Here is a 23,339-nt window from a genome sequence, read left to right on the forward strand (position 1 = left end):
GGGTTAAAGCCTAGCTTCGCGAGCTCTCAGCAAGTCGTTGGGCGCCTGCTTTAAGCGCGGCGGCGATTTCGGCACCGGTTGGCTGGGTATAAACCTCTTGACTCTCAACCGATATGTGATGCATGCAAATCTGAATAAAGTACGGACTGATTCCGGCGTTCTTCAGACGTTGCCCGTACGCATGACGGTGTCCGTGAGGAGTGGTGCCTAATTCCTTAGCGACCGCCAGGCCTATGCGACGGCAAGCCCTCGCGTGTGCGTCATTGAACTGACCTAGCTTATACATCTCACCCCTGGGCTCTCTTCCGAGGTTCGCAAAGGCAAAGGGATGGTTTCTTTCCACCTGCACAAGCTTTTGCAAGTAAAGCTTCCAGTGGTGCAAAAAAAGTCGCCCATATTCTGGCTCAAACCAACGGACTTCCATGTAGTAGGGTTCATCACACCGAACGCCCTTCCAGCCTGCATTACTTTCCGTGGTCAGTTTGTCGCGGGGCTTCAGACCGAAGCGCTCCATTAGATAGGCGGCACGCGTCAATCCAACTTTCGGCGATTGTCCATCAGAGGGATGATGAATCCTGACCAGAGCCATTGAAGCGTCGCGTGGGTCACTTATTACATCTTCGACAAACAGATGAAATGGCTCACACGGCCTAACCCCGGCGCCATGTAAAAGAAGCGTGATACAGATTCCACGATGATCTTGCCGGTTGCCTACACGAAAGCCCGATTTGATTAGCTCCTCGAATCTGTCCTCTGGAAACGCCGGGGGATCCGCCCTTCGAGTTGGGGGGGGCGGCTTAGGTCGCACTCGTCGGGTCTCGTGGCTAGAGGCGTCGGCAGGGGACCATAGATGTCCAAGTAGCCGTCTTTCCCTTCGATAGCGTTGAGCAGCTTCGCTCCATCGCGCCTCGACGCTATTCGCAGGCACTAATGGGTTTAGCTCTGCAGCCAGGGGGCTGTTTGCGCCAATCCAATCAAAGAAATGGGTGAGATTAGTGATGATTGAAGCGGCCTCTGTGGCCCTACGCGGCTTCCAATACAGTTGGGAATCATCTACACCGGTCGTTCCATCCACAGTCCCAGAGTAGAGCCGTTTCGCGAAGTTCTCGAATAACGTACGGCCATCCTCACACGGATTGGCATGCATATATTCCAGAAAGAGCCTGACTGATCTCTCTACCTTGTCCATCCAGGACAAGCTTCTGGCGATATATCGGGCTAAAAAGTAGTCAACCAAAGGGGAAAATGGCCCTTTAGGGGTAAGTAACCCAGGGATATCTATCGTATTTCCCGAGTTATCCAGAGCCACCTTCAACTTGACTGAAACGAACATTTGACAGTCGGGTTGTATTTAGTTGTAGAAGCAGCGCGCACAAACCTGCCTGTATCGACCATTACCTCCAATTAGAACTTGACTACCCTCTTGAACTCTCTCACCGTTTTCATTAATTCGAATATTCATTGTCGCTTTCTTGCCGCATCGACAGGCAGTGCGAATCTCTTCCAAATTGTCAGCCAAAGTCAGCAAGGCCGCAGAGCCTGAAAATGGTTTCCCTTGGAAATCGGATCGCAAACCGAAGCACATCACCGGGATGCCTCTGGTATGCACCCACCTATGGAGCTGATGAGCCTGCTCGACTGTCAAAAACTGGGCCTCGTCAATCAGGACACAAGCTACATTGACATGCATCAAACGCTCGAGGAAATTCGTCCGTGGGCTGTACGTCTCTGCGTTTCGCTTTAGGCCTATACGAGAAGAAATAACTCCATCGCCATCGCGATCATCAAGCGCCGAGGTAAGAAGAAGAACGTTCTCACCGTTCTCTTCATAGTTGTGAGCGACCTGCAATAACGAGCTTGTCTTGCCGGCATTCATGGCGGCATAGCGGAACCAAAGGCGGGCCAAGGCAACTCCTCATAAGGTGGCGGGCGGCCTATCCTGGCAGGAGGCCGCACAAATGTTTGCACCTTAGCACCCCGCAATGCTTCGGCGCGGCGATCCGTGGCCCGCCGCGCAGCCGGATGACTCCCATCGGCGCTGATCGAGGCTCGCGAAATGCATCAGACGACGCGAAACTTAGGTTAAGTACAACACCTAACAATCGCGGCGTAGCGGAAAAACAGTTTGGCCATGGTTCTCGAACGCCCGGGCTGCCGGGCAAGCGGGCGATTGTCGGCGCAAAAGCCGCCGTTCGTCGGGCGGTGCTTTCACCCCCGGGCAAGCGATGTAGCGGGGCGTCACACGCCCCACCTACTATCGTTGGAGAGGGAATCGATGCGCCGACGGGACACGAGCCCGCCGGTGCGAACAAGAGCGCCAAGCGAAGCGAGACCATGAGCAAAGACACCTGCACCGCCGTTCGGGATGACGGCTTGCGCTATGCCTCCAAGCTGGGGGGGTCGCCGTTCCAGGGTAGCGGCCAGACGCGGTCCTGCTTCAAGTGCGGCCGACACCGGCCGCCAAGCAGCCTCCAGTCGAAGCGGATCCTGGGTCGGACCGAACTCGTCTGCAAGCCCGCCTGCGAACCGAAGACCTGATTTCATCCCCGGAAGTCGCCTTCAGGCAGGACGGACGACTTCCGTCGATCAGCGCGAATTGCCACGCCCGCGCGGCTATGGGCACAATCCCCCCTTTTCCCCGAAGGCCGGCCCCGCGCCGCTTGATGCATGTCCTCCAGCACCCCGCCGCAAGGCGAAGTGACCTCTCCCGAGTTCCCCGATCAGAAGGTCCCCGCCAACGAAACGACTGACGCCGCGCCGACGGCACCAGCGTCGGAGGCGTTGTCGTCCGCCTCTGAAGCGGTCGAGGCCTCTGACGAGGTCAGCGTGAGCGCCGACGCCGACGATGCCTCTCCCAGCGAAGCGGTGCCCGGCCAAGCGAAGGCGGCCGACGGCGGCCGAGTCGATGTCCAGGCGGTCGCCACCCAGCTGAAGGCACTGTTCCCCGCGTTGTTCGCCGGCGGCGCCAAGCCGCTGAAGCTGCGCGTGCAGTCCGACATCCAGCAACGCGCGCCTGGCCAGTTCACCAAGGCTCAGTTGTCGGCGTTCCTGCGTCGCTACACCGGCGGCACCGGCTATCTGATTGCGCTGACCCGCGCCAAGACGCGCTTCGATCTGGACGGCCAGCCGGCCGGCGAGCTCAGCGATGAACACAGAGTCGCCGCCCAGGAAGAACTGACACGTCGCCGCGGCATCTCCGACGCTCGTCGCGCCGAGGAGGATCGCGGCCGCCAGGAACGTGCGCAGCTGCTGCGCGACTTCTCGCGCACCACGCTGACGCCGGCGAACTTCTGCGCGTTGAAGGGCCTGAGCCAGGAACAGCTGGATGCCCAGCTGAAGCTGGCACGCGAGGAAGAAGCGCAACAGCCGCCGCGCCCGGAACGCAATGACCGCCCGCCTCGCGGCGGTGAGCAGCGTCGTGGCGGCGGACCGCGAGGTGACGGCCATCCTGGAGGTCCGGGCCAAGGTCCGCGCGGCGACCGCCCGCGCCGTGACGGCCCAGGACGTCCGAACGACGGACGCAGGCCCCCGCGCCAACCGCGCTGACCCTCCGATGTCCGCCACCGACGGTGGCCTGAGCGGCCGACGCCCCCTCTGCGAGGGATGCGGACGGCCGCTCCTCGCTTGCTGGTGCGCCTGCGTGCGCCGGGTCGAGAACGGCACAGCGCTGCTCATCCTCCAGGACGCCGACGAGGCGGGACATGCGAAGGGAACCGGCGCGCTGCTGGCGCGTTGCCTGTCGCGCGTGGAGTTACGCGTCGGTGAGCGCTTCGAGCCACCACCTTCCCTCGATGGACTGGTCCTGCTCTATCCACGGGCACACGGCGAGGCACCGATACGTTCGTCGAACCATCAGACAACTTCGGTGGCTGCGGAGGCCGCAACGACAACGCTGGTGGCGCTCGACGGCACCTGGCGCGGCAGTCGCCGGCTGCTCGCCTTGAACCCTTGGCTCAAGGCGCTGCCGCGACTCGGCCTCGATGCGCCGCCGCCTTCGCGCTACACCATCCGCCGCGCCCACGCGGACACACAGCGCAGCACACTCGAAGCCTGCGCCCTGGCGCTGGCAGCGCTCGACGGCGACGAGTCCCGCTATCTGCCGCTGTGGCACGCCATGGAGGCCTTTGTCGCCCTGCAGCGCCGACTGGCGGGTCACCCTACACCCTCGCTGGTTTGAAGCGCCAGGGGTAAGCTGCGGCGCCATGACGTCCCTCGCCACCTCGCCCACTCCAGCCCCGGCCTCTGAGCCGCGATTGACCTCGCTCTCCCACGGCGGAGGGTGCGGATGCAAGATTGCACCCGGCGTACTGTCGGAGATCCTCAAGAGCACGAACGCCCTGCCGGTGCCCAAGGAGCTGCTGGTCGGCATCGAGACCTCGGACGACGCAGCGGTCTATCGGCTCAACGATGAGCAGGCGCTGGTGGCGACGACCGATTTCTTCATGCCGATCGTCGACGACCCGTACGACTTCGGCCGCATCGCCGCGACCAATGCGATCAGCGACGTCTACGCGATGGGCGGGCGTCCCATCATGGCATTGGCCCTCGTCGGCATGCCGATCGCCGTGCTGAGTGCAACGACGATCGGACGCATCCTTGAGGGCGGCGCTTCCGTCTGCCGTCAGGCCGGCATCCCGATCGCCGGCGGGCACACGATCGATTCCGTCGAACCGATCTACGGACTGGTCGCGCTCGGATTGGTCCACCCTTCGCGCGTGAAGCGCAACGCGGACGCCAAGGCCGGCGACGTGCTCGTGCTCGGCAAGGCGCTCGGCGTGGGGGTGATGTCGGCAGCGCTGAAGAAGGGGAGGCTCGACGACACGTCCTACCAGCGGATGCTGGAGACGACCACCCGGCTGAACACGCCTGGGCCCGAACTGGCGGCACTCGACGGCGTGCACGCGCTGACCGACGTGACCGGCTTCGGCCTCGCGGGGCATGCGCTCGAGATCGCACGTGGCTCAGGTTGCGGGATCGAGATCGACTGGGGGGCGGTGCCCTTGCTCGACGGCGTCCGATCACTGGCCTCCGAGGGCCTGATCACCGGAGCATCCGGGCGCAATTGGTCCGCCTATGGCGCCGAGATCGCACTTTCCGCCTCGCTGCCGGCGGAGACACAAGCATTGCTCAGCGATCCGCAGACCAGCGGCGGCCTGCTCGTGTCATGCGCACCGGAAACCGTCGACAACGTGCTGGACGTCTTCGCGCGACACGGCTTCGGCGCGGCCGCCGTCATTGGGCGCCTGATCGCTCCGGATGACGGCGCGCGGCTGAAGATCAGTTGAGGCGCGGAAAAAACAAAGGGCCCTCGCGTGAGGGCCCTTGTTCGATTGGTTGCGGGGGCAGGATTTGAACCTACGACCTTTGGGTTATGAGCCCAACGAGCTACCAGACTGCTCCACCCCGCGGCTGTACCGCGCGGCGACCAGCGATGACGCTGATCTGCCGATTTGTTGAACGATCTCAAACGCCTGATCGGCCTTCGTTCCGTTCAACCACGCTGTCTTCCAACAGCGTTCAATATTCTGGTTGCGGGGGCAGGATTTGAACCTACGACCTTTGGGTTATGAGCCCAACGAGCTACCAGACTGCTCCACCCCGCGACTGAAGAATGAGAGTGTAGCACGGAAAGGACCGCCGCTTCAACTTTCGGCGACAGTCTTTCCTAAGTCAAAGGCCGGCGGCCTGCAGCGATTGCAGGAAACGATCGGCATCCTGGAAGCCGATCACGCGCACGCCGGTCAGTTCCTCGCCCTTCGCGTCGAAGAAGATCGTTCCCGGCGGGCCGAAGAGCTTGAAGCGCTTCAGTAGTTCCCGGTCGCCAGCGTTGTTCGCGGTGACGTCGGCCTTCAGCAGCAAGGCACCGTTCAACTTGGCCTGCACGCGCGCGTCGGTGAAGGTGAAACGCTCCATCTCTTTGCACGAGACGCACCAGTCGGCGTAGAAGTCGAGCATCACCGGTCTGCCGGCGCTGCGCAACGCGTCGTCCAGCTCGGCGACCGTCGCGATCTTGCGGAAGCTGACCGCTGAGGATTCCGAAGCGGATGCGACACCCGTGACCTTGCTGGCGCCCACGACGCCGGCCAGTGGCTTCAACGTATCGGTCCCGCCGGCGGCGACGCCAATGAATTGCGCCACGCCGAACACCATCGCAGCCACCGCCACACTCTTTCGCAGCCAGACGCGGGGAGTGCTTCCCTCTGTGCGTTGGAAGAGCCCCAGAAGGGCCGCTACAGCGACCAGCAGCGCACCCCACAGGAGCTGAGCAATCACCGGCGGCAGCACCGGTTGCACGATCCATAGCGCCACCGAGAGCAGCAGCAGGCCGAAGAAGTACTTGACCGTGTCCATCCAAGCGCCTGCGCGCGGCAGCAGCGTGCCGGCCGAGAGTCCCAGGAGCAGCAGCGGTACGCTCATGCCCCAGGCGAGCGCGAACAGCGCCAGGCCGCCCATTGCCACATTGCCGGTCTGGCTGATGTAGAGCAACGCGCCGGCCAAGGGCGCGGCCACGCAAGGACTGACGATCAATGCGGACAAGCCGCCCATGACGAACACGCTGACGAACTTGCCGGCGGGCAGGCGCTGCGTGGCGTCAGAGACGCCGCCGGTGAAGCGACTGGGCAACTGGATCTCGTAGACGCCGAACATCGACAGCGAGAACCCGACCAGCAACAGCGCAAACAGGGTGAGCACCCAGGGCTTCTGCAGATAGGCCGCCAGACCGCCCCCAACGAGCCCCGCCGCCACGCCCAGCGCCGTGTAGAGCAGCGCCATGCCGAGCGAATAGCTGAACGCCAGGAAGAAGCCGCGGGCACGTGACGGAGCCTCGCCCTGACCGACGATGATCGAGGACAGGATCGGCAGCATCGGCAGGACGCAGGGCGTGAGCGACAGCAGGACGCCGGCGCCGAAGAACGCGCCGATGACCAGCCATAGCCGGCCAGACGCGAGCACCTCGTCGAGCGGCGATCCGGCCGGCGACTGCGCGTTCGACGCCTGCGCATCTTCCGCCGCTTTCGCCGGAGACGCGTCGGCAGGCGTGGCCGCCACTGCATTGGCAACGCCGAAGCCGCTGAGCGCATCCGGCGCCGCGCCGACCTTCACGGCCCCATCGCCACCGAAGCCCTTCAGGCCGAGGGTCAGGTGACTCTTCATCGGCGGGTAGCACAGGCCCTTGTCCGCGCAGCCCTGTCCCGTCAGCACCAGCTTCAGCGGGCCAGCGGCCAGCGCCTCAACCGGCACCTTGATGCTCAGGTGATCGCGATAGGTCTCGACCTCCTTCTGGAAGGTTTCGTCGAACTTGCGCTTCGCGGTCGGCCAGGCGATGTCGCCGAACTTCGCGTCGGTCGCGTCCAGCTTGAACTGGTCGCGGTACATGTAATAGCCGGGTGCGATCGTGAAGTTCACCTGGAACTCGCGATCTCCGGTCAATTGCACATCGATCTTGAAAGCCTGTTCAGGATCGAGGAAATCGTCGGCGCGCGCCGGTCCGGCAAGGAAGGCCGAGGCCAGCGCCAGCAGCAGGAACAGCGCCGGCAACAGGCGTCGGATCAGGGCAAAGGGGGTCATGAACGCGGGGCGCATGCAGGCCGGTGGGCTCGCGTCGCCGTGAGGTCGGAAAGGCGCGAAGCTTAGCGCCAAGCGGGCCCGCATGACGTTGGACAGACGCCATGCACTGCCCGCGTTGCGCGTATCGCAGACACACAAGAAAAAAGGCCAGCATTGCTGCTGGCCTTCTGAGCGGAACGCGAGTCGCTGCTTATTCAGCAGAGCCTTCGCCTTCAACGGCATCAGGGCGATCCACCAGCTCGACATACGCCATCGGCGCGTTGTCGCCGACGCGGAAGCCCATCTTCAGGATGCGGGTGTAGCCGCCCGGACGGGTGGCGAAACGCGGGCCCAGTTCGTTGAACAGCTTCACAACGATGTCGCGGTCGCGCAGGCGGTCGAACGCCAGACGGCGGTTCGCGACGGTCGCTTCCTTGGCCAGGGTGATCAGCGGCTCGACGATGCGGCGCAGTTCCTTCGCCTTGGGCAGCGTGGTCTTGATCGCTTCGTGCTTCAGCAGCGAAACCGCCATGTTGCGGAACATCGCAGCACGGTGTTCGCTGGTGCGGTTGAGTTTACGGAGGCCGTTACGGTGGCGCATGGTGCTTTCCTTCCTTCAGTTATTGCCAGCAGCCGGATCAGGTACTGCCGGGGGCACCGGACGGGTCGTCAGACCCGTCCACTTTCAAAAAATCAACGCTTGTCGAGACCTTGTGGCGGCCAGTTCTCGAGACGCGAACCCAGGGTCAGGCCGCGAGAGGCGAGCACTTCCTTGATTTCGTTCAGCGACTTGCGACCCAGGTTCGGGGTCTTCAGCAGCTCGGTCTCGGTACGCTGGATCAGGTCACCGATGTAATAGATGTTCTCGGCCTTCAGGCAGTTGGCCGAGCGCACGGTCAGTTCGAGCTCGTCGACCGGACGCAGCAGGATCGGATCGAAGCTGCTCGAACGGGCCGCCGGGGCCTGGTCGAACACGTCGACCAGATCGGTGCCCTGCAGTTGCGCGAAGACGGCCATCTGCTCGACCAGGATCTTGGCCGAAGCGCGGATCGCTTCCTCGGGCGAGATCGCACCGTTGGTCTCGATTTCCATGACCAGCTTGTCCAGGTCGGTACGCTGCTCGACGCGAGCGTTTTCGACGGCGTAGCTGACACGCTTCACCGGGCTGAACGAGGCGTCCAGCACGATGCGGCCGATGGCCTTCGTCGGCTCGTCGCCATAGCGGCGCATGTTGCCGGGCACGTAGCCGCGGCCCTTCTCGACCTTGATCTGCATGTCCAGCTTGCCGCCTTGCGACAGGTGGGCGATGACGTGATCCGGGTTGATGATCTCGACGTCGTGCGGGGTCTGGATGTCGGCGGCCGTGACCGGGCCTTCGCCTTCCTTGCGCAGGACCAGGGTCACTTCCTCACGGTTGTGCAGACGGAACACCACACCCTTGAGGTTCAGCATGATGTGGACCACATCTTCCTGAACGCCGTCGATGGCGGAGTACTCGTGCAGCACGCCCGCGATCGTCACTTCCGTCGGCGCATAACCCACCATCGAGGACAGCAGCACGCGACGCAGGGCGTTGCCCAGCGTGTGGCCATAGCCGCGTTCGAACGGCTCCAGGATCACCTTGGCGCGATGACCGCCCAGGGGCTCCACAGTGATGGATTTGGGTTTGAGCAAATTCGTTTGCATGAGGTCTTTCTTTCAATACCCTCGGTTCGTTACACCGATAAGGCTGAGGGACCAACCAGGCACGCCCCTAAACAGCTGGCGAGCCCGGACGAGGAAAAGCCGAGCAGGCCCTTGCAGGGCCGCTCGGCAGGCACGAAAGAATTAACGCGAGTACAGCTCAACGATCAGCGACTCGTTGATCTCGGCGCCGAACTCGTCGCGATCCGGCGTCTTCTTGAAGATGCCTTCCAGCTTCGTGGCGTCCACGGCCACCCAGGCTGGCAGACCGATCGACTCGGCCAGCTTCAGGCTGTCGATGATGCGCAGCTGCTTCTTGGACTTCTCACGCACGGCGACCACGTCACCGGCCTTCACCAGGTAGGAGGCGATGTTCACGACTTCGCCATTCACGGTGATGCTCTTGTGCGAGACCAGCTGGCGGGCTTCCGCGCGGGTCGAGCCGAAGCCCATGCGATAGACGACGTTGTCCAGGCGCGATTCCAGCAGCACCAGCAGGTTGACACCGGTCGAACCCTTGCGGCGCTCGGCTTCAGCGAAGTAGCGGCGGAACTGACGCTCCAGCACGCCATACATGCGCTTGACCTTCTGCTTCTCACGCAGCTGCAGACCGAAGTCGGACGTGCGCTGACCCGAGGTGCGGCCATGTTGGCCAGGCTTGGTGTCGAACTTGGCCTTGTCGCTGATGGCGCGGCGGGCGCTCTTCAGGAACAGGTCGGTGCCTTCACGGCGGGAAAGTTTGGCCTTCGGGCCGAGATAACGTGCCACTTTGCGTGTCCTTCATCAATCTGACGCGAGCTCGGAGACATTCCGGGCAACGCGCGAGTCCGGCCAGTGTTTTTGTAGGCTCGGACGGTGGGCTTCAAGAAGTCGGAGACTTCAAACGGGTCGGCGTTTCCGCCGGCACCCGCCGAGGTGCGTTTCAGCCCCTCAGCAAAACGGCCGGCTGGCGCTCTCGCACCAGCCGGCGTGTTCTGAACGAACCGGAGATTATCGCACTAATCGCGACCGTTCAGCAGCACCGCTTAGATGCGGCGGCGCTTCTGCGGACGGCAACCGTTGTGCGGCACCGGCGTCACGTCAGAGATCGAGTTGATGCGGATGCCGAGCGCAGCCAGAGCGCGCACCGACGATTCGCGACCCGGGCCGGGGCCCTTGATCTTGACGTCCAGGTTCTTGATGCCTTGCTCTTGAGCAGCGCGGCCGGCCACTTCAGCAGCCACCTGGGCAGCGAAGGGGGTCGACTTGCGCGAGCCTTTGAAGCCTTGGCCGCCCGACGACGCCCAAGACAACGCACCGCCTTGACGATCAGTAATCGTGATGATGGTGTTGTTGAACGAAGCGTGCACGTGGGCAATACCGTCGGCGACGTTCTTGCGAACCTTCTTGCGAACGCGCTGGGCAGCCTGGTTATTGGGTGCTTTTGCCATGGTTAGCTTTCTTCAGATGCCGCGGGTTACTTCTTGCCGGTCGCCGCCGACTTGCGCGGACCCTTGCGGGTACGGGCATTCGTGCGGGTACGCTGGCCGCGCACCGGCAGGCCACGGCGATGGCGGAAGCCACGATAGCAACCCAAGTCCATCAGGCGCTTGATGTTGATGGACATCTCGCGACGCAGGTCGCCTTCGATGGTCAGGCGGCCGACTTCCTCACGGATCTTTTCCAGATCGGAGTCGTTCAGGTCCTTGACCTTCTTGTCCAGCGGGATGCCGCAGTTGTTGCAGATCTTCTGCGCGGTCGTACGGCCAATGCCGTAGATCGAAGTCAGACCGATCTCCGTGTGCTTGTGCGGCGGAATGTTGATACCAGCAATACGTGCCATGTGCGTCCTCTAATTCGCTTGCAGTCGTTAGGCCAATCAGCCTTGGCGCTGCTTGTGCCGCGGATCGGTACAGATCACACGCACCACGCCATTACGACGGATGATCTTGCAATTGCGGCACATCTTCTTGACAGATGCCGAAACTTTCATGGTCTGCTCCTTGACCTACTCTGTTCGCTCAATCAGCGTTGATCCGGGGGTTGCTAAAAAGCTCACTTCGCCCGGAACACGATGCGAGCACTACACAAATTCTGTTTGCCCAGCGACTTCAGTTGGCCTTGAAACTGGCCTTCTTCAGCAGCGACTCGTACTGCTGGCTCATCACGTAGGACTGGACCTGGGCCCAGAAGTCCATCGTGACGACCACGATGATCAACAGCGAGGTGCCACCGAAGTAGAACGGGACGTTGTACTTCAGCGTCAGAAACTCAGGCAGCAGACACACGCCGGTGATGTACACCGCGCCTGCCAGCGTCAGCCGGGACAGGATCTTGTCGATGTGTCGAGCCGTCTGGTCTCCAGGACGGATCCCAGGGATGAACGCACCACTCTTCTTCAGGTTGTCTGCGGTCTCACGGCTGTTGAACACCAGTGCCGTGTAGAAGAAGCAGAAGAACACGATCGCGGCCGAATACAGCAGCACGTAGATCGGTTGCCCCGGACGCAGAGCGTCAGAGATGTCCTTCAACCAGCGCATGCTGTCGCCCGTCGCGAACCAACTCACCAGCGTGGTCGGAAGCAGGATGATCGACGACGCGAAGATCGGCGGAATCACACCCGACATGTTCAGCTTCAGCGGCAGATGCGAACTCTGGCCACCGTAGACCTTGTTGCCAACCTGCCGCTTGGCATAGTTGACCAGGATCTTCCGCTGACCTCGTTCAACGAACACGACCAGGTAGGTCACGCCGATGACGATCGCGATCACGAGCAAGCAGGAGATGACGCTCATCGCGCCGGTACGAACCAGCTCGAGCAGACCACCGATGGCACCCGGCAGACCTGCGGCGATACCGCCAAAGATCAGGATCGAGATGCCGTTGCCCAAACCACGTTCCGTGATCTGCTCACCCAGCCACATCAGGAACATCGTGCCAGCGACCAGACTCGTCACCGCAGTGATGCGGAAGCCGAAGCCCGGGCTCAACACCAACCCAGGAGAGCTCTCCAGCGCGAAAGCAATGCTCAAGCTCTGGAAGATCGCCAGGCCCAACGTGCCGTAACGGGTGTATTGCGTGATCTTGCGACGCCCCGCTTCGCCTTCCTTCTTCAGCGCCTCCAGGCTCGGCACCACGTACGTCATCAACTGCATGACGATCGAGGCCGAGATGTAGGGCATGATCCCTAGCGCGAAGACGGTGAAGCGCGACAGCGCACCGCCCGAGAACATGTTGAACAGGCTCAGGATCCCGCCCTGCTGACCCTTGAACAGCTGCTGGAGCTGCGTCGGATCGATGCCGGGCACGGGGATATGAGCCCCGACACGGTAGACGACCAGCGCGAGCACCAGGAACACAAGCCGACGACGCAGGTCGCCGAACTTGCCGCTCTTGGCCAACTGTGATGCGTTGCTTGCCACTGCTGCCTAGTCCTGTGCTTGGATGATCAAGCGACGGAGCCGCCAGCGGCTTCGATCGCCGTCTTCGCGCCGGCCGTCACGCCCAGACCCTTGATGCTCACCTTGCGGGTGATCTCGCCGGACTTGATGACCTTGACAGCCTTCGCCAGCTCGGACACCAGACCAACAGCCTTCAGCGTCAGCAGGTCAATCTCTTCGCTCGTCAGCAGGTTCAGTTCCGACAGCGTCACTTCCGCATTGAACGGACGAGCCAGCGACTTGAAACCACGCTTGGGCAGGCGACGTTGCAGCGGCATCTGACCGCCTTCGAAGCCGACCTTGTGGAAGCCACCGGCACGCGACTTCTGTCCCTTGTGGCCACGGCCTGCGGTCTTTCCCAGACCGGAGCCGATGCCACGGCCCACGCGACGCTTGGCGTGCTTGGCACCAGCGGCGGGCTTGATGGTATTGAGTTGCATCTTGTGTTCCTCGTCGATGCCGTGCTTACAGCACCTGCACCAGGTAGGCGATCTTGTTGATCATGCCGCGGACCGCCGGCGTGTCTTCCAGCGTCTTCGTGCTGTTCAGCTTGCGAAGACCCAGGCCGACCACCGTCGCGCGATGATCTTCACGGCAGCCGATCGGGCTACGAACCAGCTTGACCGTGAGCGTTTTCTTTTCAGACATCTCGATCTCCTGGCGCTCAGTTGAAGATTTCTTCAACCGTCTTGCCGCGCTTCGCCGCCACTTGGGCAGGCGTGGAGCAGCGCTTGAGCGCGTCCAGCGTGGCACGAACCATGTTGTAAGGGTTGGTCGAACCGTGGCTCTTGGTCACGATGTCGGTCACGCCCATCACTTCGAAGACAGCGCGCATCGGGCCGCCGGCGATCACGCCGGTACCAGCCGGAGCCGGTGCCATGATCACGTGCGCAGCGCCGTGCTCACCCACAACGTTGTGCTGGATGGTGCCGTTGCGCAGCTGGACCTTGACCATGTTGCGGCGGGCCGATTCCATCGCCTTTTGCACGGCGACCGGAACTTCCTTGGCCTTGCCCTTGCCCATGCCGATGCGGCCATCGCCATCACCGACCACGGTCAGCGCAGCGAAGGACAGCGTGCGGCCGCCCTTCACAACCTTCGTGACGCGGTTGACCGCAATCATCTTTTCCTTCAGGCCGTCGTCGTTGCCTTCGGTCTGAGCGCGGGGTTGAAATTTTGCCATTTCCTAATCCTTTGAGCGTCAGAACTGCAGGCCGGCTTCGCGAGCGGCTTCAGCCAGGGCCTTGACACGGCCGTGGTAAGCGAAGCCCGAACGGTCGAAAGCCACCTTCTCGACGCCAGCGGCCTTCGCCTTCTCGGCGATGCGCTTGCCGATCAGGCTTGCGGCGGCCACGTTGCCGCCCTTGCCGGACAGCTGCGTGCGCACTTCCTTCTCGGCCGTCGAAGCGGAGGCCAGCACGCGCTGACCGTCTTCGGAGATGACCGAGGCGTAGATATGCAGGTTCGAGCGGAAGACCGTCAGACGGGCCACGCGCTGCAGGGCGATGCGAGCACGCGTTTGACGCGAACGACGCAGGCGTTGTTCCTTCTTGTTCAGCATGGCGCGGCTCCTTACTTCTTCTTGGTCTCTTTGAGGGAGACCTTTTCGTCGGCGTAGCGGATGCCCTTGCCCTTGTAGGGCTCCGGCGGACGGATCGCGCGCACTTCAGCGGCGATCTGACCGACGACCTGGCGATCGGCACCCTTGATCAGGATTTCCGTCTGGGTCGGGCATTCGACCTTGATGCCAGCCGGCATGTCCTTGACGACCGGGTGCGAGAACCCGATCTGCAGGTTCAGCTTCTGACCCTGGGCTTGGGCGCGGAAACCCACGCCGACCAAGTTCAGCTTCTTTTCGAAGCCCTTGCTGACACCGTTGACCATGTTGGCCAGCAGGGCGCGCATCGTGCCGCTCATCGCATCGGCTTCTGCCGATTCGTTGACGGGAACGAACGTCAGCTTGCCGCCTTCGAGCTTGACCGTAACCAGAGGGTTCACGGCCACGAACAGGGTACCTTGGGCACCCTTGACGCTGATCTTCTCAGCGCTGATCGTCACTTCCACGCCTTGCGGGAGGACGACCGGCATTTTTCCAACGCGGGACATTGTCTGTCTCTCCTTGGCTTATGCGACGTAGCAGAGCACTTCGCCGCCGACACCGGCTTGACGTGCTTTGCGGTCGGTCATCACGCCCTTCGGGGTGGTGACGATCGCCACACCCAGGCCATTCATGACCTGGGGAATATCGTGGCGGCCCTTGTAGATGCGCAGGCCGGGACGGCTCACGCGCTCGATGCGCTCGATCACCGGACGGCCGGCGTAATACTTCAGCGCGATCTCGAGCTCGGGGCGGGCGGCATCGCCACGCACCGCGAAATCATCGATATAGCCTTCATCCTTCAGGACCTTGGCGATCGCGACCTTCAGCTTCGACGAAGGCATCACGACGCTGGCCTTCTCAACGCTCTGGGCGTTGCGAATGCGGGTCAGCATATCGGCGATAGGATCACTCATGCTCATACGAAATCTCCTAAACCTGCCGATTACCAGCTGGCCTTGACGACACCGGGGATGTCGCCCTTGAAGGCCAGCTCACGAATCTTGTTACGTGCCAGGCCGAACTTGCGGAACGTGCCACGGGGACGGCCGGTCAGCTCGCAGCGGTTGCGCTGGCGGGTCGGGTTGGCGTTGCGGGGCAGCTTCTGCAGCTCCAGGCGGGCCAGATAGCGCTCTTCGTCCGACTTCTTGCTGTCGTCGATGATGGCCTTCAGTTCCGCGTACTTCTTTGCGTACTTGGCGACCAGTTGGGCGCGCTTCAGCTCACGTTGCTTGATCGAGAGTTTTGCCACGGGTCACCTCAGTTCTTGAACGGGAACTTGAACGCAGCCAGGAGTGCCTTGGCTTCGTCGTCCGTCTTGGCAGTCGTCGTGATGCTGATGTTCAGACCACGCAGAGCATCCACCTTGTCGTATTCGATTTCGGGGAAGATGATCTGTTCCTTGACGCCGATGTTGTAGTTGCCGCGACCGTCGAACGAACGACCCGAGATACCGCGGAAGTCACGGACGCGCGGCAGGGCCACGGTCACGAAACGATCCAGGAATTCGTACATCGTGGCGCCACGCAGGGTCACCATGCAGCCGATAGGCACGCCGTCACGGATCTTGAAGCCGGCGATTGCCTTCTTCGACTTCGTCACCACGGGCTTCTGGCCAGCGATCTTGGTCAGGTCGCCGACGGCGTGATCCATGACCTTCTTGTCAGCGACCGCCTCGCTCACGCCCATGTTCAGCGTGATCTTGGTGATGCGCGGCACTTCCATCACGGACTTGTAGCCGAACTTTTCGGTCAGACCGGGGACGACCTTCTCGCGATAGAACTCTTGCAAACGAGCCATGTCTTACCCCTTAGGCCTTGATCTCTTCGCCGGTCGACTTGAACACGCGCACCCGCTTGCCGTCGGCGCCGAGCTTGATGCCCACGCGATCGGCCTTGCCGGAAGCGGCGTTGAAGATCGCCACGTTGGATTGATGGATGGGCATGGACTTGTCGACGATGCCGCCGGTCGTACCCTTCAGCGGGTTCGGCTTGACGTGCTTCTTGACGACGTTGATGCCGTCGATGACGACATGGTCAGCGTCCACGCGCAGCGTCACGGTGCCGCGCTTACCCTTGTCGCGGCCGGTCAGGACGATGATCTCGTCGCCTGTGCGAATCTTGTTCATGGCAATACCTTTGTCTGAGCGGGGCTTAGAGCACCTCAGGCGCCAGCGACACGATCTTCATGAAGCGCTCGGTACGCAGTTCACGCGTCACCGGGCCGAAGATGCGGGTGCCGATGGGCTCCAGCTTGGCGTTCAGCAGCACGGCGGCATTGCCGTCGAACTTGACCAGGGAGCCGTCTTGGCGGCGCACACCCTTGGCAGTGCGCACGACCACCGCGTTGTAAACCTCGCCTTTTTTGACGCGGCCACGCGGCGCAGCTTCCTTGATGCTGACCTTGATGATGTCGCCAATATGCGCATAACGACGCTTGGAACCACCAAGCACCTTGATGCACATGACGGACTTGGCGCCAGTGTTGTCCGCGACATCGAGTCGCGATTGCATTTGGATCATGTCTGTCCCCAACTTTTCCCGCTCAGGCAACTGCGACCATCGCAGCCATCCAGAGAGCGGTCAGTCTTGGGCCCGTAAGCCAATCACCTGTCACCTTGCGGCGACCCGCGTCTGGCCTAAATGGGCAAGAAACCTAGAACCGAAGGCTGCTGCCCTGTGCGCTGGTCACAGGACCCGTCGAGCGACGGAGCCACCATTCGGCGAAGCTGCGGATTATGCGGCAAGCACAATCCGCCTGTCAACTGATGTTGTTGCGTGTCAGAGCGACTGCGCCTGCTTGAGCAGCGTTCCGGCGTCGCTGACCTCGAACTTGCCCGGCGCTTCGATGTTGAGGCTCTTGACCACACCATCCTTCACCAGCATCGAATAGCGCTGCGAGCGCAAGCCCATGCCGCGTGCGACGAGGTCCAACGTCAGTCCCGTCGCCTGGGTGAAGGTGGCACTGCCGTCGGCCATCATCCGAACCTTGCCAGCCGTCTTCTGCTCACGACCCCAAGCACCCATCACGAACGCATCGTTGACGGACACACACCAGACTTCATCCACACCCGCAGCCTTGAGCGCATCAGCCTGCGCAACATAGCCCGGCACGTGCTGGGCGGAGCAAGTCGGCGTGAACGCGCCAGGCAGCGCGAAGATGGCCACGGTCTTCCCTGCGGTCAGCTTCTCGATGTCGAAGCTGTTCGGCCCCAGCGAGCAGCCTTCGCCCTCGACTTCGATGAATTCCTGCAGATTGCCGGCCGGCAGTCGATCGCCCACTTTCAGCATGTCGCGCTCCTGATTCTGTTGTCGGTGAATGAAAGCGGCAGAGTGTGCCGCGAAAAACGAAAAATGGCTGGACACCGGGAATTCCGATGTTCCAGCCATTGACAGCCATGGGTGGTCACCCACCCCTGACCACGTCGCGCTCAACGCGCGACATCGGCGATCAGACCAGCTGAGCCTTCTGGACCAGACGGGTCACGACCCAGCTCTTGGTCTTCGAGAGCGGACGGCCTTCGGCGATCTCGACCACGTCGCCCATCTTGTACTCGCCATTTTCGTCATGGGCGTGGTACTTGCGGGAACGGGCCACGATCTTGCCGTAGAGCTCGTGCTTGGCACGGCGCTCAACCAGCACGGTGATCGTCTTGGCGCGCTTGTCGCTGACGACGCGACCGATCAGGGTGCGGGTGTTCTTCTCTTGAGCTTGCGTCATTTCGCGGCTCCCTTCTTCTCGGCCAGGATGGTCTTGGCGCGGGCAATGTCACGACGCGTATTGCCCAGCACCGAAGTGTTGGTCAGTTGTTGCGTCGCCTTTTGCATGCGCAGACCAAAGTGGGCCTTCAGCAGATCGGTGACTTCCTTCTTCAGGGCAGCCACGTCTTTCGCGCGCAGTTCAGATGCTTTCATGGGGTGTTCTCCAATCAGGCGCCGAGCTGGCGCGCCACGAAGGTGCAGCGCAGCGGCAGTTTGGCAGCGGCCAGCGTGAACGCCTCGCGCGCCAGTGCCTCAGGCACGCCGTTGACTTCGTAGAGCACCTTGCCGGGCTGGATCTCAGCCACGTAGTACTCCGGGTTGCCCTTACCGTTGCCCATACGGACTTCAGCAGGCTTTTGCGAGATCGGCTTATCCGGGAAGATCCGGATGAAGATCCGGCCACCGCGCTTGATGTGACGCGAGATGGCGCGGCGAGCCGCTTCGATCTGACGAGCCGTGATACGGCCGCGCTCGGTGGCCTTCAGGCCGAAGTCACCGAAAGCGACGGTCGCGCCGCGGGTCGCAACACCAGTGTTGCGGCCCTTTTGCTCCTTGCGGTATTTGCGACGAGCGGGTTGCAGCATGTTGAGTTCTCCTTACGCCTGGCCGCCGTCAGCGGCGGGCTTGCGCACCACACGCTTCGCAGCAGGCTTGTCGCCGCCTTCGGCAGGCTTGTCGCCACGACCACGACCACCCGGCGCGCCCGGACGGGCATTGCGACGGGGACGGCGGTCATCTTCGGCACCCGGGGGGGTGTTGATCACGGGAGCCTCGCCATTGGCCAGGCGGTCACCGCGATACACCCACACCTTGACGCCGATCACGCCGTAGGTGGTCTTGGCTTCGGAGAAGCCGTAATCGATGTCAGCCTTCAGGGTGTGCAGCGGCACACGACCTTCGCGATACCACTCGGTACGAGCGATTTCGATGCCGTTCAGACGGCCGGCGGACATGATCTTGATGCCTTGGGCACCCAGACGCATCGCGTTCTGCATCGCGCGCTTCATCGCACGGCGGAACATGATGCGCTTTTCGAGCTGCTGGGTGATCGAGTCGGCGATGAGCTGGGCATCGATTTCGGGCTTGCGCACTTCTTCGATGTTCACAGCGACGGGCACGCCCAGACGCTTGGCCAGCTCGGCCTTCAGGTTCTCGATGTCCTCGCCCTTCTTGCCGATCACCACGCCCGGACGGGCCGAGAAGATCGTGATGCGGGCGTTCTTGGCAGGACGCTCGATCAGGATGCGCGAAACGGCGGCGTTCTTCAGCTTGGCCTTCAGGAACTCGCGGACTTGCAGATCCTCAGCCAGCATGCTGGCGAAGTTCTGGTTGTTCGCGTACCAGCGCGACGCCCAGTTACGGGTGACGGGCAGGCGGAAGCCAGTCGGATGAATTTTCTGTCCCATAGTCTTCCTTCAGGCTCAGTGGCCGACGGTCACGTAGATATGGCAGGTCGGCTTGCTGATGCGATTGCCGCGGCCCTTGGCGCGCGCGGAGAACCGCTTCAGCGTGGTGCCCTGCTCCACGTAGATCGAAGTGACCTTCAGCTCGTCAATGTCGGCACCGTCGTTGTGCTCGGCATTGGCGATGGCCGATTCCAGCGCCTTCTTGATGATCAGCGCGGCCTTCTTCTGGGTGAACTCCAGGATGTTCAGCGCTTGATCCACCTTCTTGCCGCGGATCAGGTCCGCCACCAGGCGGCCCTTATCAAACGACAGGCGGACGCCACGAACGATTGCTTTGGTTTCCATCGTCGTCATCCTTACTTCTTCCCGGCCTTCTTGTCGGCCGGGTGGCCCTTGAAGGTGCGGGTCAGAGCGAATTCACCCAGCTTGTGACCGACCATCTGGTCCGACACATAGACCGGCACGTGCTGCTTGCCGTTGTGCACGGCGATCGTCAGACCGATGAACTCGGGCAGGATCGTCGAGCGACGCGACCAGGTCTTGATGGGCTTCTTGTCCTTGATGGCAACGGCCTTGTCGACCTTGGCCATCAGGTGGTGGTCCACAAAGGGACCCTTCTTGAGGGAACGAGCCATGTGGGTCTACCCCTTACTTCTTGCGACGCGAGACGATGAAAGTCTGCGTGCGCTTGTTGTTGCGAGTGCGGTAGCCCTTCGTCAGGGTGTTCCACGGCGACACAGGGGCCTGACCTTCACCCGTACGACCCTCACCACCACCGTGCGGGTGGTCGACCGGGTTCATGGCGGTACCGCGCACGGTCGGGCGGATGCCCTTCCAGCGGATGGCGCCGGCCTTGCCGTACTGGCGCAGGCTGTGCTCTTCGTTGCTCACTTCGCCGATGGTCGCGCGGCAGTCGATGTGCACGCGGCGGACTTCGCCGGAGCGCAGACGGATCTGGGCGTAGGAACCATCACGCGCCATCAGCACCACAGAAGTACCGGCGGAGCGGGCGATCTGGGCACCCTTGCTCGGCAGCAGTTCCACGCAGTGGATCGTCGAACCCACGGGGATGTTGCGGATGGGCAGCGTGTTGCCGACCTTGATCGGGGCTTCCGCGCCGCTCAGGATCGTCGAACCGACTTCCAGGTTGCGCGGAGCGATGATGTAGCGACGCTCGCCGTCGGCATAGCACACCAGCGCGATGTGAGCCGTACGGTTCGGGTCGTACTCGATGCGCTCGACCTTCGCCGGGATACCGTCCTTGTTGCGACGGAAGTCCACCACGCGGTAGTGGTGCTTATGACCACCGCCCTTGTGGCGCATCGTGATGTGACCGTTGTTGTTACGGCCAGCGTTCTGCTTCTGGGGCTCCAGCAGCGAAGCCTCGGGAGCGCCCTTGTGCAGGTGCTTGTGCACCACCTTCACCACGCCACGACGGCCAGGCGAAGTCGGCTTGACTTTAACGACGGCCATTACGCAGCCTCCCCGGAGAAGTTGAGCTCCTGGCCAGCCTTCAGCGACACGTACGCCTTCTTGACGTGGTCGCGACGGCCTTGACGGCCACCGAAGCGCTTGGTCTTGCCCTTGACGTTGACGACGTTGACCGCGTCGACCTCGACCTTGAACATCAGTTCAACAGCGGCCTTGATCTCGGGCTTCGTCGCGTCGCGCAAGACCTTGAACAGGACTTGGTTGTGCTTTTCGCCAGCCATCGTGGCCTTTTCGGACACGATCGGAGCGAGCAGCACCTTGGCCAGACGGCCATCAGCAAACTTGGGCGCGCTCATGCCAGCATCTCCTTCAGTTGCTCGATCGCAGCCTTCGTCACCAGGACCTTCTTGTAGAAGACCAGCGACAGCGGATCGACATAACGCGGCTCGACGACCAGCACGTTCGGCAGATTGCGCGAAGCGAGCAGCAGGTTGTCGTCCACCAGGTCGGAGATCACCATGACGTGATTCAGACCCATGCCCTTGAGCTTGGCAGCCAGCAGCTTGGTCTTCGGGGCTTCGATCGAGATCGAGTCCACGACGGCCAGACGACCTTCACGGGCCAGCTGCGACAGGATCGCGGCCATGCCAGCGCGGTACATCTTCTTGTTCAGCTTGTGCGAGAAGTTCTCGTCAGGCTTGTTCGGGAAGATGCGACCGCCCCCACGCCACAGCGGGGAGGACGTCATACCAGCACGCGCGTTGCCGGTACCCTTCTGACGGAACGGCTTCTTCGTCGAGTGACGGACTTCAGCGCGGGTCAGCTGGGCGCGGGTGCCTTGACGGGCGTTGGCTTGATAAGCCACGACCACCTGGTGCACCAGGGCTTCGTTGTAATCACGAGCGAAAAGGGTGTCGGGAGCGTCGACCTTCGACGTCGCCTGACCCTGCTCATTCAGGAGCTCGAGTTGCATCAGTTGGCTCCCTTCTTGACCTTGACCTTGACGGCCGGACGGATCACGACGAATCCTTCCTTCGCGCCAGGAACGGCACCACGGACCAGCACCAGCTGGCGGGCTTCGTCGATGCGGACGACATCCAGGTTCTGGACGGTCACGGTGACGTCGCCGAGGTGGCCCGACATCTTCTTGCCCGGGAACACGCGCCCCGGATCCTGGGCCATCGAGATGGAGCCAGGAACGTTGTGCGAACGGCTGTTACCGTGCGAAGCGCGCTGCGAACTGAAGTTGTGGCGCTTGATGGTGCCTGCGAAGCCCTTGCCGATCGAGGTGCCTTGCACGTCGACCAGTTGGCCGGCGGCGAGCAGCGTCACGGGGACTTGAGCGCCAGCCTTGTATTCGGCGGCGACCGCGGCATCAACGCGGAATTCTTTGATGATTTCACCGGCTTCAACACCAGCCTTGGCGAGGTGACCCGCTTGCGGCTTGGTAACGCGGGAGGCCTTGCGGGCACCGTACGTCACTTGGATGGCGCTGTAGCCGTCGGTTTCTTCGGTCTTGACCTGGGTCACGCGATTGTTGGACACGTCCAGCACGGTCACGGGGACGGTATCACCGTCGACCGTGAACACACGCATCATGCCCACCTTGCGGCCCAGCAATCCGAGACGATTGCTAAGACTCATGGTTTTCTCCTGACCCCGAACGCCTCGACGGAGACACCGCCGCGCGCCTGAAGTCATTTCACACACCCGACATCGATTGGCCGGGCCGACAAGCATCGCTCCTTCGATGAGGACAGGGGTAAAGGCCCCAAACCCCTTCGACGGCGATGCGACGAAGCCGCACCAGGGAATCCCGGCGCGGAAAAGCTGCGGAGTATAGCGTCAACCCTGACCACACCGCAAGCCAAGCGCCATCGGCACCCAAAGAAAAAGGCGACCCGAGGGTCGCCTTTCAGGGAGCGGCCGGATCGCGCCGGCGCCCGACTGCATTACTGCAGCTTGATCTCGACGTCCACGCCAGCCGGCAGGTCCAGCTTCATCAGCGCGTCGACCGTCTTGTCGGTCGGGTCGACGATGTCCATCAGACGCTGATGGGTGCGGATTTCAAACTGGTCACGCGACGTCTTGTTGACGTGCGGCGAACGCAGGATGTCGAAACGTTCCTTGCGGGTCGGCAGGGGCACGGGACCCTTGACGATCGCGCCGGTGCGCTTGGCGGTTTCCACGATTTCCAGGGCCGATTGGTCGATCAGCTTGTAATCGAAGGCCTTCAGCCGGATGCGGATCTTTTGCTTGGTAGACATGACTTTTCCTTCAAAGAGCGACGCAATGCGCAAGGCATCGCGGAGGCAGCGATGGCGCCGCCGAGTGGGGGACGCACCACCCGCCGAAGCGGGCAGCGCGCCTCACCGGTACCCGACGGGTACCAGCAAAAGATTTACTCGATGATGGTGGCCACGACGCCCGAGCCGACGGTACGACCGCCTTCACGGATGGCGAAGCGCAGACCTTGCTCCATGGCGATCGGAGC

Annotated in this window: 35 protein-coding genes, 2 tRNA genes and 1 pseudogene; 3 read left to right on the forward strand and 35 right to left on the reverse strand. The window is 62.3% G+C overall.

All coding sequences use genetic code 11. From position 1 onward, the window contains the following. Positions 1-10: 10 nt before the first annotated feature. Complete coding sequence (gene gmtY / locus PV762_RS11895) at positions 11-1,333, reverse strand: gamma-mobile-trio recombinase GmtY (protein WP_421035253.1); 1,323 nt, start codon at positions 1,331-1,333, stop codon at positions 11-13. A gap of 18 nt (positions 1,334-1,351) precedes the next feature. Continuing rightward, a complete protein-coding gene (locus PV762_RS11900; protein WP_421035254.1) occupies positions 1,352-1,906 on the reverse strand; it encodes a thymidine kinase in 555 nt (184 codons plus the stop codon). A gap of 761 nt (positions 1,907-2,667) precedes the next feature. On the opposite strand from PV762_RS11900, the gene PV762_RS11905 reads away from it, so the two are divergent. The 3 genes from PV762_RS11905 to selD are packed head-to-tail and all read left to right on the forward strand — an operon-like array spanning position 2,668 to position 5,285. Further along, entirely contained in the window at positions 2,668-3,546 is an 879-nt protein-coding gene (locus tag PV762_RS11905) for a ProQ/FINO family protein (protein WP_421035255.1), read from the forward strand. Between the two features lie 7 nt (positions 3,547-3,553). Beyond that, on the forward strand, positions 3,554-4,177 hold the full coding sequence (locus PV762_RS11910) for a tRNA-uridine aminocarboxypropyltransferase (RefSeq protein WP_421035256.1): 624 nt from the start codon (positions 3,554-3,556) through the stop codon (positions 4,175-4,177). A gap of 25 nt (positions 4,178-4,202) precedes the next feature. After that, positions 4,203-5,285 carry a selenide, water dikinase SelD gene (selD, locus tag PV762_RS11915; protein WP_421035263.1) on the forward strand — a complete coding sequence of 361 codons (1,083 nt, stop codon included), beginning with the start codon at positions 4,203-4,205 and terminating at the stop codon, positions 5,283-5,285. A gap of 46 nt (positions 5,286-5,331) precedes the next feature. On the opposite strand, the gene PV762_RS11920 is transcribed toward selD, so the two are convergent. From PV762_RS11920 to PV762_RS12080, 33 genes and pseudogenes are all read right to left on the reverse strand, one after another. Continuing rightward, positions 5,332-5,408 (reverse strand) — tRNA-Met (locus tag PV762_RS11920). A gap of 118 nt (positions 5,409-5,526) precedes the next feature. Beyond that, positions 5,527-5,603 (reverse strand) — tRNA-Met (locus PV762_RS11925). A gap of 67 nt (positions 5,604-5,670) precedes the next feature. Then, on the reverse strand, positions 5,671-7,569 hold the full coding sequence (gene dsbD / locus PV762_RS11930; RefSeq protein ID WP_421035257.1) for a protein-disulfide reductase DsbD: 1,899 nt from the start codon (positions 7,567-7,569) through the stop codon (positions 5,671-5,673). Positions 7,570-7,759: 190 nt separating this feature from the next. Beyond that, entirely contained in the window at positions 7,760-8,149 is a 390-nt protein-coding gene (gene rplQ / locus PV762_RS11935; RefSeq protein WP_421035258.1) for a 50S ribosomal protein L17, read from the reverse strand. Between the two features lie 92 nt (positions 8,150-8,241). Then, the gene (locus PV762_RS11940; protein WP_067278809.1) at positions 8,242-9,234 is read right to left on the reverse strand and encodes a DNA-directed RNA polymerase subunit alpha; all 993 of its coding nucleotides are present in this window, start codon (positions 9,232-9,234) and stop codon (positions 8,242-8,244) included. 141 nt (positions 9,235-9,375) lie between these two features. Continuing rightward, positions 9,376-9,999 carry a 30S ribosomal protein S4 gene (gene rpsD, locus PV762_RS11945; RefSeq protein WP_088404622.1) on the reverse strand — a complete coding sequence of 208 codons (624 nt, stop codon included), beginning with the start codon at positions 9,997-9,999 and terminating at the stop codon, positions 9,376-9,378. Between the two features lie 257 nt (positions 10,000-10,256). Next, positions 10,257-10,661 carry a 30S ribosomal protein S11 gene (rpsK, locus tag PV762_RS11950; protein WP_088404621.1) on the reverse strand — a complete coding sequence of 135 codons (405 nt, stop codon included), beginning with the start codon at positions 10,659-10,661 and terminating at the stop codon, positions 10,257-10,259. A 26-nt stretch (positions 10,662-10,687) separates the two neighbouring features. Then, positions 10,688-11,053, reverse strand: a complete 366-nt coding sequence (rpsM, locus tag PV762_RS11955) for a 30S ribosomal protein S13 (RefSeq protein WP_421035259.1) — start codon at positions 11,051-11,053, stop codon at positions 10,688-10,690. Between the two features lie 36 nt (positions 11,054-11,089). Next, a complete protein-coding gene (gene rpmJ, locus PV762_RS11960) occupies positions 11,090-11,203 on the reverse strand; it encodes a 50S ribosomal protein L36 (protein WP_058933616.1) in 114 nt (37 codons plus the stop codon). 118 nt (positions 11,204-11,321) lie between these two features. Continuing rightward, complete coding sequence (gene secY / locus PV762_RS11965) at positions 11,322-12,632, reverse strand: preprotein translocase subunit SecY (protein ID WP_088404618.1); 1,311 nt, start codon at positions 12,630-12,632, stop codon at positions 11,322-11,324. A gap of 26 nt (positions 12,633-12,658) precedes the next feature. Further along, the gene (gene rplO, locus PV762_RS11970; RefSeq protein ID WP_421035260.1) at positions 12,659-13,090 is read right to left on the reverse strand and encodes a 50S ribosomal protein L15; all 432 of its coding nucleotides are present in this window, start codon (positions 13,088-13,090) and stop codon (positions 12,659-12,661) included. Positions 13,091-13,115: 25 nt separating this feature from the next. Then, positions 13,116-13,298 (reverse strand): 50S ribosomal protein L30, encoded by a 183-nt coding sequence (rpmD, locus tag PV762_RS11975; protein ID WP_067278823.1) that lies wholly within the window; start codon positions 13,296-13,298, stop codon positions 13,116-13,118. A 16-nt stretch (positions 13,299-13,314) separates the two neighbouring features. Further along, positions 13,315-13,833: a 30S ribosomal protein S5 gene (rpsE, locus tag PV762_RS11980; protein ID WP_067278825.1), complete on the reverse strand. Its 519-nt coding sequence runs from the start codon at positions 13,831-13,833 to the stop codon at positions 13,315-13,317. A gap of 18 nt (positions 13,834-13,851) precedes the next feature. Then, positions 13,852-14,211, reverse strand: a complete 360-nt coding sequence (gene rplR, locus PV762_RS11985; RefSeq protein WP_067278827.1) for a 50S ribosomal protein L18 — start codon at positions 14,209-14,211, stop codon at positions 13,852-13,854. Between the two features lie 11 nt (positions 14,212-14,222). Next, positions 14,223-14,756, reverse strand: coding sequence for a 50S ribosomal protein L6 (rplF, locus tag PV762_RS11990; RefSeq protein WP_421035261.1), 534 nt, complete (start codon positions 14,754-14,756; stop codon positions 14,223-14,225). Between the two features lie 18 nt (positions 14,757-14,774). Continuing rightward, entirely contained in the window at positions 14,775-15,170 is a 396-nt protein-coding gene (gene rpsH, locus PV762_RS11995) for a 30S ribosomal protein S8 (protein ID WP_058933609.1), read from the reverse strand. Between the two features lie 23 nt (positions 15,171-15,193). Then, positions 15,194-15,499 (reverse strand): 30S ribosomal protein S14, encoded by a 306-nt coding sequence (gene rpsN / locus PV762_RS12000; RefSeq protein WP_067065192.1) that lies wholly within the window; start codon positions 15,497-15,499, stop codon positions 15,194-15,196. A gap of 8 nt (positions 15,500-15,507) precedes the next feature. Then, entirely contained in the window at positions 15,508-16,047 is a 540-nt protein-coding gene (gene rplE / locus PV762_RS12005) for a 50S ribosomal protein L5 (RefSeq protein ID WP_067278833.1), read from the reverse strand. 10 nt (positions 16,048-16,057) lie between these two features. Beyond that, entirely contained in the window at positions 16,058-16,375 is a 318-nt protein-coding gene (gene rplX, locus PV762_RS12010) for a 50S ribosomal protein L24 (protein WP_067278835.1), read from the reverse strand. Positions 16,376-16,400: 25 nt separating this feature from the next. Beyond that, complete coding sequence (gene rplN / locus PV762_RS12015; protein ID WP_058933605.1) at positions 16,401-16,769, reverse strand: 50S ribosomal protein L14; 369 nt, start codon at positions 16,767-16,769, stop codon at positions 16,401-16,403. A gap of 258 nt (positions 16,770-17,027) precedes the next feature. Next, entirely contained in the window at positions 17,028-17,537 is a 510-nt protein-coding gene (locus tag PV762_RS12020; protein WP_421035262.1) for a peroxiredoxin, read from the reverse strand. 160 nt (positions 17,538-17,697) lie between these two features. Next, positions 17,698-17,967, reverse strand: coding sequence for a 30S ribosomal protein S17 (gene rpsQ, locus PV762_RS12025; RefSeq protein ID WP_067278841.1), 270 nt, complete (start codon positions 17,965-17,967; stop codon positions 17,698-17,700). Continuing rightward, positions 17,964-18,161 carry a 50S ribosomal protein L29 gene (gene rpmC / locus PV762_RS12030; RefSeq protein WP_088404614.1) on the reverse strand — a complete coding sequence of 66 codons (198 nt, stop codon included), beginning with the start codon at positions 18,159-18,161 and terminating at the stop codon, positions 17,964-17,966. Before rpmC ends, rpsQ begins: the two co-directional genes overlap by 4 nt. Positions 18,162-18,175: 14 nt before the next feature. Continuing rightward, complete coding sequence (gene rplP / locus PV762_RS12035) at positions 18,176-18,592, reverse strand: 50S ribosomal protein L16 (RefSeq protein ID WP_067278848.1); 417 nt, start codon at positions 18,590-18,592, stop codon at positions 18,176-18,178. A gap of 12 nt (positions 18,593-18,604) precedes the next feature. Then, positions 18,605-19,414: a 30S ribosomal protein S3 gene (gene rpsC / locus PV762_RS12040; RefSeq protein ID WP_088404613.1), complete on the reverse strand. Its 810-nt coding sequence runs from the start codon at positions 19,412-19,414 to the stop codon at positions 18,605-18,607. 15 nt (positions 19,415-19,429) lie between these two features. Continuing rightward, positions 19,430-19,759 carry a 50S ribosomal protein L22 gene (gene rplV, locus PV762_RS12045; protein ID WP_067283213.1) on the reverse strand — a complete coding sequence of 110 codons (330 nt, stop codon included), beginning with the start codon at positions 19,757-19,759 and terminating at the stop codon, positions 19,430-19,432. 11 nt (positions 19,760-19,770) lie between these two features. Continuing rightward, on the reverse strand, positions 19,771-20,049 hold the full coding sequence (gene rpsS, locus PV762_RS12050; protein WP_058933599.1) for a 30S ribosomal protein S19: 279 nt from the start codon (positions 20,047-20,049) through the stop codon (positions 19,771-19,773). Between the two features lie 13 nt (positions 20,050-20,062). After that, complete coding sequence (gene rplB, locus PV762_RS12055) at positions 20,063-20,887, reverse strand: 50S ribosomal protein L2 (protein ID WP_088404612.1); 825 nt, start codon at positions 20,885-20,887, stop codon at positions 20,063-20,065. Further along, on the reverse strand, positions 20,887-21,201 hold the full coding sequence (rplW, locus tag PV762_RS12060; protein WP_067278857.1) for a 50S ribosomal protein L23: 315 nt from the start codon (positions 21,199-21,201) through the stop codon (positions 20,887-20,889). Before rplW ends, rplB begins: the two co-directional genes overlap by 1 nt. Then, a complete protein-coding gene (gene rplD, locus PV762_RS12065; protein ID WP_088404611.1) occupies positions 21,198-21,818 on the reverse strand; it encodes a 50S ribosomal protein L4 in 621 nt (206 codons plus the stop codon). The genes rplW and rplD overlap by 4 nt, the downstream gene beginning before the upstream one ends. Next, positions 21,818-22,489 (reverse strand): 50S ribosomal protein L3, encoded by a 672-nt coding sequence (rplC, locus tag PV762_RS12070; protein WP_088404610.1) that lies wholly within the window; start codon positions 22,487-22,489, stop codon positions 21,818-21,820. Before rplC ends, rplD begins: the two co-directional genes overlap by 1 nt. A gap of 308 nt (positions 22,490-22,797) precedes the next feature. Further along, entirely contained in the window at positions 22,798-23,112 is a 315-nt protein-coding gene (gene rpsJ / locus PV762_RS12075) for a 30S ribosomal protein S10 (protein ID WP_067278868.1), read from the reverse strand. A 134-nt stretch (positions 23,113-23,246) separates the two neighbouring features. Next, positions 23,247-23,339: pseudogene (locus PV762_RS12080) on the reverse strand (elongation factor Tu); the annotation flags it as partial.

It is taken from the genome of Mitsuaria sp. CC2 (genome assembly GCF_048957715.1).
GTDB lineage: Bacteria > Pseudomonadota > Gammaproteobacteria > Burkholderiales > Burkholderiaceae_C > Roseateles.

Coding starts and splice junctions, on each gene's coding strand:
- gmtY (WP_421035253.1), bottom strand. CDS start 1,333: ATGTTCGTTTCAGTCAAGTTGAAGGTGGCTCTGGATAACTCGGGAAAT.
- PV762_RS11905 (WP_421035255.1), top strand. CDS start 2,668: ATGTCCTCCAGCACCCCGCCGCAAGGCGAAGTGACCTCTCCCGAGTTC.
- PV762_RS11910 (WP_421035256.1), top strand. CDS start 3,554: ATGTCCGCCACCGACGGTGGCCTGAGCGGCCGACGCCCCCTCTGCGAG.
- selD (WP_421035263.1), top strand. CDS start 4,203: ATGACGTCCCTCGCCACCTCGCCCACTCCAGCCCCGGCCTCTGAGCCG.
- dsbD (WP_421035257.1), bottom strand. CDS start 7,569: ATGACCCCCTTTGCCCTGATCCGACGCCTGTTGCCGGCGCTGTTCCTG.
- rplQ (WP_421035258.1), bottom strand. CDS start 8,149: ATGCGCCACCGTAACGGCCTCCGTAAACTCAACCGCACCAGCGAACAC.
- PV762_RS11940 (WP_067278809.1), bottom strand. CDS start 9,234: ATGCAAACGAATTTGCTCAAACCCAAATCCATCACTGTGGAGCCCCTG.
- rpsK (WP_088404621.1), bottom strand. CDS start 10,661: ATGGCAAAAGCACCCAATAACCAGGCTGCCCAGCGCGTTCGCAAGAAG.
- rpsM (WP_421035259.1), bottom strand. CDS start 11,053: ATGGCACGTATTGCTGGTATCAACATTCCGCCGCACAAGCACACGGAG.
- rpmJ (WP_058933616.1), bottom strand. CDS start 11,203: ATGAAAGTTTCGGCATCTGTCAAGAAGATGTGCCGCAATTGCAAGATC.
- rplO (WP_421035260.1), bottom strand. CDS start 13,090: ATGCAACTCAATACCATCAAGCCCGCCGCTGGTGCCAAGCACGCCAAG.
- rpmD (WP_067278823.1), bottom strand. CDS start 13,298: ATGTCTGAAAAGAAAACGCTCACGGTCAAGCTGGTTCGTAGCCCGATC.
- rpsE (WP_067278825.1), bottom strand. CDS start 13,833: ATGGCAAAATTTCAACCCCGCGCTCAGACCGAAGGCAACGACGACGGC.
- rplR (WP_067278827.1), bottom strand. CDS start 14,211: ATGCTGAACAAGAAGGAACAACGCCTGCGTCGTTCGCGTCAAACGCGT.
- rplF (WP_421035261.1), bottom strand. CDS start 14,756: ATGTCCCGCGTTGGAAAAATGCCGGTCGTCCTCCCGCAAGGCGTGGAA.
- rpsH (WP_058933609.1), bottom strand. CDS start 15,170: ATGAGCATGAGTGATCCTATCGCCGATATGCTGACCCGCATTCGCAAC.
- rplE (WP_067278833.1), bottom strand. CDS start 16,047: ATGGCTCGTTTGCAAGAGTTCTATCGCGAGAAGGTCGTCCCCGGTCTG.
- rplX (WP_067278835.1), bottom strand. CDS start 16,375: ATGAACAAGATTCGCACAGGCGACGAGATCATCGTCCTGACCGGCCGC.
- rplN (WP_058933605.1), bottom strand. CDS start 16,769: ATGATCCAAATGCAATCGCGACTCGATGTCGCGGACAACACTGGCGCC.
- PV762_RS12020 (WP_421035262.1), bottom strand. CDS start 17,537: ATGCTGAAAGTGGGCGATCGACTGCCGGCCGGCAATCTGCAGGAATTC.
- rpsQ (WP_067278841.1), bottom strand. CDS start 17,967: ATGACGCAAGCTCAAGAGAAGAACACCCGCACCCTGATCGGTCGCGTC.
- rpmC (WP_088404614.1), bottom strand. CDS start 18,161: ATGAAAGCATCTGAACTGCGCGCGAAAGACGTGGCTGCCCTGAAGAAG.
- rplP (WP_067278848.1), bottom strand. CDS start 18,592: ATGCTGCAACCCGCTCGTCGCAAATACCGCAAGGAGCAAAAGGGCCGC.
- rpsC (WP_088404613.1), bottom strand. CDS start 19,414: ATGGGACAGAAAATTCATCCGACTGGCTTCCGCCTGCCCGTCACCCGT.
- rplV (WP_067283213.1), bottom strand. CDS start 19,759: ATGGAAACCAAAGCAATCGTTCGTGGCGTCCGCCTGTCGTTTGATAAG.
- rpsS (WP_058933599.1), bottom strand. CDS start 20,049: ATGGCTCGTTCCCTCAAGAAGGGTCCCTTTGTGGACCACCACCTGATG.
- rplB (WP_088404612.1), bottom strand. CDS start 20,887: ATGGCCGTCGTTAAAGTCAAGCCGACTTCGCCTGGCCGTCGTGGCGTG.
- rplW (WP_067278857.1), bottom strand. CDS start 21,201: ATGAGCGCGCCCAAGTTTGCTGATGGCCGTCTGGCCAAGGTGCTGCTC.
- rplD (WP_088404611.1), bottom strand. CDS start 21,818: ATGCAACTCGAGCTCCTGAATGAGCAGGGTCAGGCGACGTCGAAGGTC.
- rplC (WP_088404610.1), bottom strand. CDS start 22,489: ATGAGTCTTAGCAATCGTCTCGGATTGCTGGGCCGCAAGGTGGGCATG.
- rpsJ (WP_067278868.1), bottom strand. CDS start 23,112: ATGTCTACCAAGCAAAAGATCCGCATCCGGCTGAAGGCCTTCGATTAC.